This is a genomic window from Staphylococcus sp. MI 10-1553 (genome assembly GCF_010365305.1).
Lineage (GTDB): Bacteria > Bacillota > Bacilli > Staphylococcales > Staphylococcaceae > Staphylococcus.
Map to the genome: position 1 here is coordinate 1,369,104 of NZ_CP048279.1, position 12,533 is coordinate 1,381,636.

At 37.2% G+C, this 12,533-nt stretch carries 13 protein-coding genes; 11 read left to right on the forward strand and 2 right to left on the reverse strand.

Annotated elements, in window-relative coordinates; translation table 11 throughout:
• The first annotated feature begins 83 nt into the window (after positions 1–83).
• Together GZH82_RS06350 and GZH82_RS06355 are read left to right on the forward strand one after the other, a co-directional pair.
• Positions 84–524 carry a capsid assembly scaffolding protein Gp46 family protein gene (locus GZH82_RS06350; RefSeq protein ID WP_162681766.1) on the forward strand — a complete coding sequence of 147 codons (441 nt, stop codon included), beginning with the start codon at positions 84–86 and terminating at the stop codon, positions 522–524.
• 14 nt (positions 525–538) lie between these two features.
• Positions 539–832 (forward strand): hypothetical protein, encoded by a 294-nt coding sequence (locus GZH82_RS06355; RefSeq protein WP_162681767.1) that lies wholly within the window; start codon positions 539–541, stop codon positions 830–832.
• A gap of 218 nt (positions 833–1,050) precedes the next feature.
• On the opposite strand, the gene rpsD is transcribed toward GZH82_RS06355, so the two are convergent.
• Positions 1,051–1,653: a 30S ribosomal protein S4 gene (gene rpsD, locus GZH82_RS06360; protein ID WP_162681768.1), complete on the reverse strand. Its 603-nt coding sequence runs from the start codon at positions 1,651–1,653 to the stop codon at positions 1,051–1,053.
• Positions 1,654–1,887: 234 nt separating this feature from the next.
• Positions 1,888–2,343 (reverse strand): GAF domain-containing protein, encoded by a 456-nt coding sequence (locus GZH82_RS06365; protein ID WP_162681769.1) that lies wholly within the window; start codon positions 2,341–2,343, stop codon positions 1,888–1,890.
• Between the two features lie 182 nt (positions 2,344–2,525).
• Between GZH82_RS06365 and ezrA the strand changes: the two genes are divergently transcribed.
• The 9 genes from ezrA to GZH82_RS06410 all read left to right on the forward strand — a co-directional run bounded on the left by ezrA (position 2,526) and on the right by GZH82_RS06410 (position 12,323).
• Positions 2,526–4,226 carry a septation ring formation regulator EzrA gene (gene ezrA, locus GZH82_RS06370; RefSeq protein ID WP_162681770.1) on the forward strand — a complete coding sequence of 567 codons (1,701 nt, stop codon included), beginning with the start codon at positions 2,526–2,528 and terminating at the stop codon, positions 4,224–4,226.
• 225 nt (positions 4,227–4,451) lie between these two features.
• Positions 4,452–5,588, forward strand: coding sequence for a cysteine desulfurase family protein (locus tag GZH82_RS06375; protein WP_162681771.1), 1,137 nt, complete (start codon positions 4,452–4,454; stop codon positions 5,586–5,588).
• Entirely contained in the window at positions 5,585–6,805 is a 1,221-nt protein-coding gene (gene thiI / locus GZH82_RS06380) for a tRNA uracil 4-sulfurtransferase ThiI (protein WP_162681772.1), read from the forward strand. The genes GZH82_RS06375 and thiI overlap by 4 nt, the downstream gene beginning before the upstream one ends.
• A gap of 14 nt (positions 6,806–6,819) precedes the next feature.
• Positions 6,820–7,593: a TSUP family transporter gene (locus GZH82_RS06385; RefSeq protein ID WP_162681773.1), complete on the forward strand. Its 774-nt coding sequence runs from the start codon at positions 6,820–6,822 to the stop codon at positions 7,591–7,593.
• Positions 7,594–7,749: 156 nt separating this feature from the next.
• A complete protein-coding gene (gene sppA, locus GZH82_RS06390; RefSeq protein WP_162681774.1) occupies positions 7,750–8,742 on the forward strand; it encodes a signal peptide peptidase SppA in 993 nt (330 codons plus the stop codon).
• Between the two features lie 9 nt (positions 8,743–8,751).
• Entirely contained in the window at positions 8,752–9,336 is a 585-nt protein-coding gene (locus GZH82_RS06395; protein ID WP_162681775.1) for an RDD family protein, read from the forward strand.
• A gap of 63 nt (positions 9,337–9,399) precedes the next feature.
• Positions 9,400–9,894, forward strand: coding sequence for a thiol peroxidase (tpx, locus tag GZH82_RS06400; protein ID WP_162681776.1), 495 nt, complete (start codon positions 9,400–9,402; stop codon positions 9,892–9,894).
• A 202-nt stretch (positions 9,895–10,096) separates the two neighbouring features.
• Positions 10,097–11,044 (forward strand): class I SAM-dependent methyltransferase, encoded by a 948-nt coding sequence (locus tag GZH82_RS06405; RefSeq protein ID WP_162681777.1) that lies wholly within the window; start codon positions 10,097–10,099, stop codon positions 11,042–11,044.
• A gap of 76 nt (positions 11,045–11,120) precedes the next feature.
• Entirely contained in the window at positions 11,121–12,323 is a 1,203-nt protein-coding gene (locus tag GZH82_RS06410; RefSeq protein WP_162681778.1) for an acetate kinase, read from the forward strand.
• Positions 12,324–12,533 lie beyond the last annotated feature (210 nt).

Below are 12,533 nucleotides of genomic sequence, written 5' to 3' on the forward strand. Positions count from 1 at the left end.
TATGGCGTTAAAAGATGCAAGTGTAGTCCAAACCATGCAATGACATAAAACTTGCAAGAGTAGATTTAAATGAGGTGCGAAATATGAAAGAACAATGGTTAAAGTTAAGCTTACAGTTTTTTAGTGATGCAGGTACAGAAGGCGAAGCAGTGGCAGAACAAGCTAATGTGAGTGACGCTCCGGCTGAAGATGTCGAAGATACCGAACAACTGACTGAAGTGCAATTGAAGTTAGTGAATGACCGTGTGAATGAAGAAATGGCACGTCGTACGAAAGAGATGCGTCAAGAAGCGATGGCGATGTTTAGTGAGGCAGGCATGCAAGCCCCTGAATCTTTATTGAATATGGTCGTTCAAGATACAGCTGAAGCAACAAAAGAAGCTGTAGATAGCTTTGTTTCGATGGTGAATCAAGAAGTACAGCGTCAGTTAGAAAGTAAAGCGACACAAAGCCATGTTGTTGGGAATCATGTGACGACACCGAAGCTTGAAACTGATGAAGCGTGGAAAACATTTTTAAATTAAGAAAGGTTGATTTGATGATGAAATTCAATTTACAATTTTTTGCTGATACGGGTACGGGCGGGACTGCAACACCTGCAGCAGCACAAACGAAAGTGGCACTGGGTGAAACGAAATTAAAGGACAAACACACTGGCATTGTAAAAATTGTGACAGATGCGAAGTCGTATGCGACACCTGCATTGATTACGGATGATGCGATTTATATGGAGGGGCGTTCAATGTCATATGAAGAAGATGACTTCAAGCAATATGACAGTTTCATTAATAAGTTTTTTGATGATGGTTGTGGTGAGGTGTTGTTCTTTTGAGGTTTTCAAATCGTGTCATGTTGGTGACAAAAAGACGTAAGCAACCCTGACACTAACCAATTTAAACGTGAAACTGAGACGCATGAGCGACTTGTTTGTAATGTCAATCCATTGTCCCCATCAGAGAGGGGTCTTTTTGCTAGACGTCTTTCTATACATTTTCAGACGCAAAAAAACACCAAGCATAAATATATACTTGGTGTCCGAAAAATGACAGATTAACGTGAGTAGTACTCAACGATTAATTGTTCATTGATTTCAGCTGGTAACTCGCTACGTTCTGGAAGGCGAACGAAAGTACCTGTTAAGTTATCAGCATCGAAGTCTAAGTAGTCAGGAACGAAATTGTTGATTTCAACTGATTCTTCGATGATTGCTAATTTACGTGATTTTTCACGAACAGTAACAACTTGACCTGGTTTTAATGTGTATGATGGAATGTCAACACGTTTACCGTCAACTTCTACGTGACCGTGACCAACTAATTGACGTGCTTGACGACGTGTACGCGCTAAACCTAAAGCATAAACAACTGCGTCTAAACGGCTAGCAAGTAAGATCATAAAGTTTTCACCATGAATACCGCCTTGTTTTCCAGCAGTTTGGAAAGTGTTACGGAATTGACGTTCAGTCATACCATATAAGTAACGTAATTTTTGTTTTTCACGTAATTGTAATCCATACTCAGATAATTTTTTACGTTGAGTTGGACCGTGTTGTCCTGGTGCGTAAGGACGTTTGTCTAATTCTTTACCAGTACCTGATAATGAGATACCTAAACGACGAGATTTTTTCCAGCTTGAACCTCTGAATCGAGCCATAATGTGACTCCTCCTTTTTCTTTTTTGTTGTTATGAAAAAACAAAAAAGAGTGTTGAATGCCCAATAGGATATAATGTTTTATGTGTCTTCACCTCATAGCTCCGGTTACACGACACGTCCGCTTTGGGAACATCATAGCGCCTATCAATATTCAACTGCTATTTTCGTTTATTCACACAAAGGATATTGTATCATTTTATACGCAAAAGTCAAACATATTTTGAATTAATGGCTTAAAGATGTGTTTCCAGCACTTTTACGACGTCTTCTAAACCTGCTTCGTCTGTTTCAGAAAAACGTGCAGTGATAGGGGCGTCGATATCTAATACACCTATTACTTCACCGTCTTTATGAATTGGAATAACGATTTCAGATTGACTGTTCGCATCACATGCAATATGTCCGGGGAAAGCATGCACATCAGCGACACGTTGGGTTTGATTTTCTGCAACAGCTGTACCGCATACGCCTTTTCCGACTTCGATATGAACACATGCCGGTTTACCTTGAAAAGGCCCTAAAATTAAAGCGCCGTTTTTTATTAAGTAAAAACCCACCCAGTTAATTTGGGCTAAATTTTCATTTAATAGCGCAGAAGCATTACTTAAATTTGCGATTAAATCTGTTTCTCCATCTAACATCGCATCAAGTTGACGAGATAAGAGATGATAGTCTGTTGTTTCTGTCATTCAATTCACTCACTTTCTTATCAATTTACCCCATATTATAAGCTATCTCTTGAATACGACGCAATTTTCTGAGATATTTTGATAGAACTGCAAAAAACTGCAATTAATTTTAAGATTTTATTTTAATGCATCCTTAAATTACGTTATAATAGTTTTATGTATTTAGGAGGAGACGAGTGGACATGGCATTATATATTATACTAGCGATTATCATTGTTATTTTGATTGCAATCGGTGTTTTATTTTACATGCGATCAAACAAAAGGTCGATTATTCAATCTGCTGAAGAGAGAAGAGAAAAGTTAAATGCATTGTCGTATGATGAAAGTTTGGAGAAATTGAAAACGTTACACTTATCTGGTGAAACAAAAAATCAATACGATACATTAAACCAATCATGGACTGACACAACAAATAACTATTTGGCACCTGTAGATGAAAAAATCCATGAAGCAGAAATGAATCTAGATAAATTCAAGTTTTCATTAGCTCAAACGGATATTAATGATGCACATGCGTTAATGGATCAGTACGAAGCGAAACATCAAGAGTTGATTAGTCAAGCGGATGAAGTGTACGACATACATCAACAGAGCGATGAGATTTATGAAAGAAGTAAAGATGAATACCGTAAATTAAAGCGCGATGTCCTTGCAAACCGTCATCAATATGGTGAAGCAGCAAGTTTATTGGAAAAAGAAATTGAAAGTTTTGAACCAGAATTTGAAGTGTATGAGACGTTAAAAGCTGAAGGTAACTACCAAGAGGCACATACGCATATTCAAGGTTTAGATCAAGATATTGCGTATTTAAAAGAGGATATGAGTGAAATTCCTGATTTAATGCGTGAAGCACAAAAAGAACTTCCGGGTCAATTTCAAGATATTAAATATGGCGTACGTGATTTGAAAGTAGAAGGTTATGATTTAGATCATGTGAAAGTCGATAGTACATTACAAGACTTAAAGACGGAGCTCAGTTTTGTTGAACCGATGATCAGTCGCCTTGAGTTAGATGAAGCAAATGACAAATTGTTACAAATTAATGACCGCCTTGATGATATGTATGACTTAATCGAGCATGAAGTGAAATCAAAAAATGCCGTAGAAGAATCTAAAGAACGTATTACAAATGATTTGTTCCATGCCAAAGATATGAATTACACGTTACAAACTGAAATTGAATATGTGCGTGAAAATTATTATATCAATGAAAGTGATGTTCAAAGCGTTCGCCAGTTTGAAAATGAGATTCAAAACTTAATTTCAGTGTATGACGAAATTTTATCTGAAATGGCGAAATCATCGGTGCGTTACAGCGAAGTCCAAGATAACTTGAAATATATTGAAGACCATGTTGAAGTGATTAATGCGAAACAAGAAAAGTTACAAAATCACCTCGTGTCACTAAGAGAAGATGAAGCAGAGGCAGAAGAACATATTTTACGTGTCCAAAGTAAAAAAGAAGAAATTTATCGTCGATTACTTGCTTCAAACTTAACGAGTGTGCCAGAGCGTTTCATTATTTTGAAAAATGAAATTGATTATGAAGTACGTGACGTCAATAAACGATTTAGTGAGCGACCAATTAATGTGCAACAATTGAAAGATAAAGTGAACAAAGTCGTGCTTCAAATGAATAAATTTGAAGATGAAGCGAACGATGTGCTCATTAATGCGGTATACGCTGAACGTTTAATTCAATACGGTAACCGCTATCGAAAAGACAACCATGATTTAGATAAGAGCTTGAACGAGGCAGAACGTTTATTCAAAAACAACCGCTACAAACGTTCAAGTGAAATTTCAGAACAGGCGCTCGAACAACTTGAGCCAGGTATCGCGCAACACATTGAACGAGAAGTGTTAGAACAACAATCTTAATATATAAATGTATTATTGAAGTAACCCGTGCATCTATCGTAGTGTCCTTAACTATGATAGATGCACTTTTTTATGATTAGACATTTTAAAAAAGTGCGTTGAAGCCATTCAATCCGAAAAGTTGACCGGAATGATAAAATTTTAGAAAATATCGAATGGATATGACATCAAACCCACGACTTATAGTACAATGTAAAATGATATTTAAAGAGAGGAAGTCTGCACATGTTATATTTTGATAACGCAGCGACAACGAAACCCGATTCATCCGTGTTATCGAGTTTTATGAAAGTGAACGAGAAGTTTTTCTATAATCCGAATAGTCCGCATGAAAAAGGGCAAGAAGTTGAACGTTTATTACAAAATGCGAGAGACCAAATTAAAACGACGCTGAAATTAAATGATGAAACGCTCATTTTTACAAGCGGGGCAACAGAGTCGAATAATATGGCTTTAAAAGGGGCAGCACATCAGAAAAAACATTTTGGACGCACAATAATCACGTCGTTACTCGAACATCCGTCTGTATTAGAAGTCATGCGTGAACTTGAACGAGAAGGTTTTATATTAAAGTATGTCAATGTGACAGCTGAGGGGCGTATTGACATTGACCATTTCAAGTCACTGTTATCCAATGATGTAGTTTTGGTGACGTGCATGCAAGTGAATAATATTATGGGGCAAATTCAACCTATTGAAGAGATTGTTGAAAGCTTAAAACCTTATCCGAAAGTGCATTTTCATGTTGATGCGGTGCAAGCACTTGGGAAATGGCCGATTCAAATGAATGGGATTGACAGTATATCGTTGAGCGGTCACAAGTTTAATGGATTGAAAGGTCAAGGTTTACTCATTTTAAAAAACTTACATCAAATTTATCCGATGATTCAAGGTGGTGGTCAAGAATTTGGTTTGCGTAGTGGGACGGTCAATGTCGCAAGTGATGTTGCGTTAGCGAAAGCCATTCGATTGGCAGAAGATCAACGTGTCGCCTTAATACAAACGTTATCGACATTTACAACTGCATTGCGTGAGATGATTCAAGATTATCCAGGTGTCGTGATTAATTCGCCGGTTGATGCATCTCCACATATTTTAAATGTGGCATTCCCAGGTGTACGTGGTGAAGTATTAGTCAATGCCTTTTCGAAACAAGGGATTATGATTTCGACGACGAGTGCATGTTCATCCAAACATTCAAATGTCAATGAAGTATTAAAAGCGATGAACATTTCTGTGTCGCGTATTTTAGGAAGTATTCGTTTGTCATTTGACCGACATACGACAATGCAAGATATTGAGACGTTTAAAGCATCGTTTCATCAAGTATATAGAGAAGTTGAGGAGTTGTTAGAAAAATGATTTATGACCATATATTAGTACGTTACGGAGAATTAACCTTAAAAGGTGGCAATCGTAAAACATTTGTCAGCCAGTTGCGTTCCAATGTAAAACGCGCATTGATGCCATTAAAAGGGTATGAAGTGAAGGCGAATCGTGACCGTATGTATATTCAAGTAGAGTCAGAAGCAGATATTGAAGAAATGATGACACGTATTTCGAAAGTGTTCGGTGTGCATTCGATTAGTCCGGTCTTAAAATTAGAAAAATCGATGGATGCGGTGTATGAACACGCTCGATTATTCGCTCAAAATTATGAAGCAGGAGACAGTTTCAAAATTGAAGTCAAACGTTCTGACAAAAATTTCGAATATGAAACATTTGCGATTCAACGTATGGTCGGTGGCGAAGTACTTAAAAGTAATGAATCACTCCACGTGGATGTTCGCCAACCTGACCATGAAATTAAAGTTGAAGTCCGCCTTGATGCGATTTATATGTATGACCGCATTATTCCAGCGATTGGTGGCTTACCAGTCGGGACAGGAGGGAAGGCGCTGTTAATGTTATCAGGTGGTATTGATTCACCGGTTGCAGGGATGGAAGTGATGCGTCGTGGTGTGACGATTGAAGCGATTCATTTCCATAGTCCACCATTTACAAGTGAAAAAGCGAAAGAAAAAGTGATTGAACTGACGCGAATTATGGCTGAAAGAGTCGGTTCGATACGTTTACACATTGTACCGTTCACAGAAGTGCAAAAACAAATTCATAAAGTTGTGCATGAACGTTATACGATGACTTCAACACGTCGCATGATGTTAAGAATTGCGGATAAAGTCGTGCATCAAATTGAGGCTGACGCTATTGTGAACGGTGAAAACTTAGGACAAGTAGCCAGTCAAACATTGAAAAGTATGTATGCGATTAATGCAGTAACGAACACGCCAATTTTACGTCCGCTATTGTCATTAGATAAAGAAGAAATTGTGAAAAAGGCAAAAGATATTGGCACGTTTGAAACTTCTATTCAACCATATGAAGATTGTTGTACGATTTTTACACCAAAAAACCCAGTGACAGAACCGCAATTTGAAAAAGTATTGCAATATGAATCTGGTTTTGATTTTGAAGAGATGATTGATAGAGCGGTAGACAATATTGAAACGATGGTGATCGATAAAAACTATCAAATCCATCAAAATGAACAAAACGCATGGGATGATGACTTGTTCTAAAAGGGGGATAAACAATGATCATAGAATGGGATGGGACGCTAATTTTAATTATCATTGGTTTAGGCTTTTTAGCGGCATTTATTGATGCTGTGGTTGGTGGTGGCGGTTTAATATCAATCCCCGCATTGCTTGCCATTGGTATGCCACCCGCTGCTGCATTAGGGACGAATAAATTAGCGAGCGCATTCGGATCTTTGACGAGTGCGATTCGTTTTATTCGTTCGGGTAAAGTGGATCTACCTATTGTTGTTAAACTGTTCCCTTTATCCTTTATTGCCTCGATTTTAGGTGCAATCGTAGCTGTTTATTTGCCTGCTGAACTTTTAAAGCCACTTGTGATTGTAGTTTTGTCAATTGTTCTCATTTATACGTTATTGAAAAAAGAATGGGGAAGTATTCGTACATATACCACGTTCCATTTATACAAAATGGTGTTATTTACGTGCCTCATTGTTGTCATCGGCTTTTATGATGGTTTTCTTGGTGGCGGGACAGGATCATTTCTGCTCTTCGTCTTTTTATTATTAGGCTTTGATTTTTTAAGTGCTGCTGGGAATGCGAAAGTATTGAATTTTGCCTCAAACTTAGGCGCGTTACTATTGTTTATTTATTTAGGCCGTGTCGATTACGTTTATGGGTTAATCATGGGCGTTAGTATGATTGCGGGTTCTTATGCTGGTGCCATGTTTGCACTCAAAAAAGGTGTCGGTTATGTCAGAATTTTATTTGTTATCGTCACTGTCGTTCTTATTTTAAAAAATGTATGGGATTACATCTCTACACATTAACCAGGGAACGATTGCATGTACCTAAGATGAGTGTCGTTTAAAAATTTTTGCTTTACGCTCTACTTTAAATTTCAAATGATTTCTTACAGTTATTTGACCTAAAGACTATATTTTTTGTTATGATAAATTTGAAAAACATTCGAAAGGAAGTTGATTATGTCAAAAAGGATCATAGCGATTATATTAGCAAGCGTCATCGTACTAGGCGGTATTTTAATGAGTGCCATGACATCAGTTGTATCCTCTTTTATGAGTGGAGATTTTAATACCACTGAGGAAGCGACAAGTACCGTTCTTGAAGAGGGCGATAGCAATAAAAAGATTGCAGAAATTGTCGTAGAAGGTGAAATTATCGACACAGGTGCGAGCGGTAGCCTTTTCGGTGGTGGCGCAGGTTATAATCATCAAGCGGCTTTAAAACAACTTGAAACGATTAAAAATGATGATTCCATCAAAGGTGTGCTGCTCAGCGTCAATAGCCCAGGAGGCGGTACATATGAGAGTGATGAATTTTATCAAAAAATAAAAGAAGTAAAAGATTCAGGTAAAAAGATTTACGTCCAAATGGAAAATTTAGCGGCATCTGGTGGCTACTACATTTCAGCGCCAGCCGATAAAATTTATGCAGGCCCTCAATCTTTAACAGGTTCAATTGGTGTCATCTCTGAGTCAAAAGATTATTCAGAGCTTTTGGACAACTTAGGCATTAAAACAAACACGATTAAATCGGGTGCACATAAAGATATTTTAAGTAGTTCTCGTAAAATGACAGACGAAGAAAGAGAGATTTTACAGTCTATCAATAAAGATAGTTTCGATCAATTTGTCAATGTCGTTAAAGAGGGGCGTCATATGTCCGAGTCAAAAGTGCGTGAATTAGCAGATGGACGTATTTATAGTGCGCAACAAGCGAAAAGTAATGGTTTGATTGACGCTATTGGTTATAAAGATAAAGCTTTAAAAGACTTAAAGAAAGCGATTAAAGTTGACAACCCAGAAATTATTACGTTCGATGCTGAAGAAAGTAGTTTAACGAGCTTTTTAGGTATGAAATCATTCATTAATGGTTTGCGTGCAGATTTGAAAGATGTGAAATCAATTATTAATAATGATTCACAAACACGACCAATGTACAAATATGAAGGGTAGGTGATTGAGATGCAACATTCAAATGAATTTAACTATAATCCGTCTCAACCCCGCCTAGAGATTTCGCGACCAGTGAATGGTCATCAGGCAGAAGGACGTGCAACTCAAACGATTGACAAACATCGGTATGAACTGGATGCGTTTTTCTATGCAGGTTTCGGCAGACGGTTTTTAAGTTATATCATTGACCTTGCGATATTATGGGGTGTAACACAAATCGTTTTAAACCCTATTTATGGACTGACAGGTATTGACAGCTGGAAATTATGGATTGACAAATTTAGCGTAGGACATATTCTAGATGTACTCATTTATTTTGCTTACTTTGTATTGATGACGAAATACTTTCAACAAACAGTCGGCAAAATGATTCTCGGCATTAAAGTGTATCATCGAAATTTAACGCGATTGAACTGGTCAGATGTATTAATGAGAGAATGGGTCGGCCGTATCATTTCGAATGTCTTTTTCGGTTTGCCATACTTAGCTGTACTGTTCACGCCTAAACATATCGGTGTGCATGATTACTTTGCGGATACAGTCGTCGTTAAAAATAAATACCTTCATTATATTAAAGAAACTGAAGGTATATGACGTGATTACAAGCTATTAACGCGATATAATAGTCAAGTAATCTATTTAAGGGAGGCACTATTGATGGCACAAATTACATTTAAACAAAAACCTGTTGAATTATTAGGTCAAGAAGTTAACGTTGGGGAGCAAGCTCCAGATTTCACGGTAGTAGACAATAGTTTACAACCTGTAACACTTGCAACATATGAGGGCAAGAAAAAATTAGTCAACGTTGTTCCTTCTCTTGACACAGGTGTATGTGATCAACAAACACGTAAGTTCAATGAAGAAGCAAGTACTGAAGATGGTTATGTATTAACCATTTCTATGGACTTACCATTTGCGCAACAAAGATGGTGTGCATCAAGTGGATTAGACAACGTGATTACATTAAGTGATTATCAAAGTCGTTCATTTGGTCAAAACTACGGTGTGATTATGGACGGTTTACAATTATTAGCACGTTCAGTATTTGTATTAGACGGAAATAATAAGGTCGTATATAAAGAGATTGTAGCAGAGGGTACGGATTTTCCTAACTTTGAAGCAGCACTTGAAGCTTATCGCAACATTTAATTGATGATGAATGACCAAGTTAAGTGGAGATTCGGTATATCAGAATTAACCTACTTTTAACATGTTTTTTCTGGCACGTCATATCTCTGTTAACATGTCAATCAATGAATGCTGATGAAATGAACAAAGGGAGGTTCAGAAGCCACATTTGTAACGTGTGCTTCTGAAGCGCTCCCTTATTTTTATGAAAGGATGATGAATGATGACTGAAAGCACCTCTATTATGGAGACATTATTCCATCAACTCGATAAAAGAACACAAAAATTAAATGAAGAAAATGGTCAAAGCTTTATTGAGAACTTGGGCTTGGCAATGGAACAACTTTATACGTCTGAGCGTGATTTATTAGAACAAGCAACACTTCAAGATAGAAGAAAAGCATTTCAATTTGCGTATTTGAATCAACTGCATAAAGAAGAAATACAAGCCAATCATCAAATTACTCCCGATTCTATTGGACTTATTTTAGGTTTTTTAGTGTCGCAATTTAAAGAGGGCACAAAAGAATTGCATATTGCAGATTTAGGCAGCGGTACAGGGCATTTAAGCGCTACTGTTCATGAAGTGATGACAGACTATACAATCATGCATCATTTAGTTGAAGTTGACCCAGTACTTTCTAGAGTGAGTGTACACCTTGCTAACTTTTTAGAAATTCCATTTGATGTGTATCCTCAAGATGCTATCATGCCATTACCTTTTGATGGTGCGGATGTTGTCATTGGTGATTTGCCAATTGGATATTACCCGAATGATACGCGTAGTGAACAGCTACAGTTAGGTTTTGATGAGGGACACAGTTTTGCACACCACTTATTTATCGAACAAGCAATTGAAGCCGCGAAGCCATCAGGGTACGTTTTTCTCGTTGTGCCGAGTCAACTATTTGAAGGCGACTATGTAAAACAGTTGGAAAATTTTATTGCTACAGAAACAGAAATGCAAGCTTTTCTGAACTTGCCGAAAACATTATTTAAAAGTGAACGTGCACAAAAATCGATTCTCATTTTGCAACGTAAAGAACAGAATGTGACGAAGCCTGTAGAAGTTTTGCTCGCTAATATTCCAGATTTTAAAAACCCGCAAAACTTCCAACAATTTTTATCCGAACTTAAAACTTGGTTGTCACAAAATCAACCTAAAAATTAGGCTGTTACACTCTTGAAATCAAACTGTATTAATGGTTAAATAGATGTGAATAAAATATATATTGGAGGCCGTTGACATGTCAAAATTAATTTTGGCGATTAACGCTGGTAGTTCGTCATTGAAATTTCAATTAATCGAAATGCCAGAAGAAAAATTAATCACTAAAGGTTTAGTTGAACGTATTGGATTAAAGGATTCGATTTTCACAATTGAAGTGAATGGTGAAAAAATCAAAGAAGTACAAGATATTAAAGATCACGAACAAGCGGTAAACATGATGTTAGACAGTTTACAAAAACATGGCGTGATTAATGACATTAACGAAATCGATGGTACAGGTCATCGTGTCGTACATGGTGGCGAATTATTCCCTGAGTCTGCTTTAGTTACTGATGAAGTGATTAAAGATATTGAAAAATTAACAGACTTAGCACCACTTCACAACCCAGCAAACTTAATGGGTATTCAAGCATTTAGAAAATTGCTTCCTGAAATTCCACATGTTGCTGTATTTGATACATCATTCCATCAAACAATGCCTGAATCAGCATATTTATATAGCTTACCTTATGAATACTATAAAAAATATGGTATCCGTAAATATGGTTTCCACGGCACGAGCCATAAATATGTATCGCAACGTGCAGCTGAAATGTTAGGTAAACCAATTGAAGAATTACGTATTATCTCATGTCATATTGGTAACGGTGCTTCAATTGCTGCAATCGATGGCGGTAAATCAATCGACACGTCCATGGGCTTTACACCATTAGCGGGTGTGACAATGGGTACACGATCAGGTAATATTGACCCTGCATTAATTCCATTCTTGATGGAGAAAACAGGTAAAACGGCTGATGAAGTACTTAATATTTTAAATAAAGAATCAGGTTTATTAGGTATCACTGGAACGTCTTCAGATTTACGTGATATCGAAGGCGATGCGAAAAATGGAGAAGAACGTGCAGAGTTAGCGTTAGAAGTATTCGCATCACGTATTCACAAATACATGGGTTCATATGCAACACGTATGCATGGTGTAGATGTGATTATCTTTACTGCTGGTGTAGGTGAAAATTCAGATGCAGTTCGTGCTCGTGTATTAGAAGGTTTAGAATTTATGGGTGTATATTGGGATCCACGTAAAAATGAAGCTTTACGCGGCAAAGAAGCTGAGCTCAACTACCCACATTCACCTGTAAAAGTATTAGTCATCCCTACAAATGAAGAAGTGATGATTGCACGCGACGTTATGACTTTTGGTGAGTTAGAAGGCTAAGCTTGAAATTGCGTAAGATAACAAACAGTATGAGTTGCGATATATTCGCGACTTGTACGGTTTGTTTTTTTGTAGGTGTAAAAAAGGGGAGCGTCAGTAAATAAGTAACAAAGAGACAAGGAAAGCGAATTTCCAAGCCTCTTTGTTACTCATGAAGGAAGGAGGGACAGGAACATGGCAAGTTAAATAAAACGCTGCAAGAATAGCATC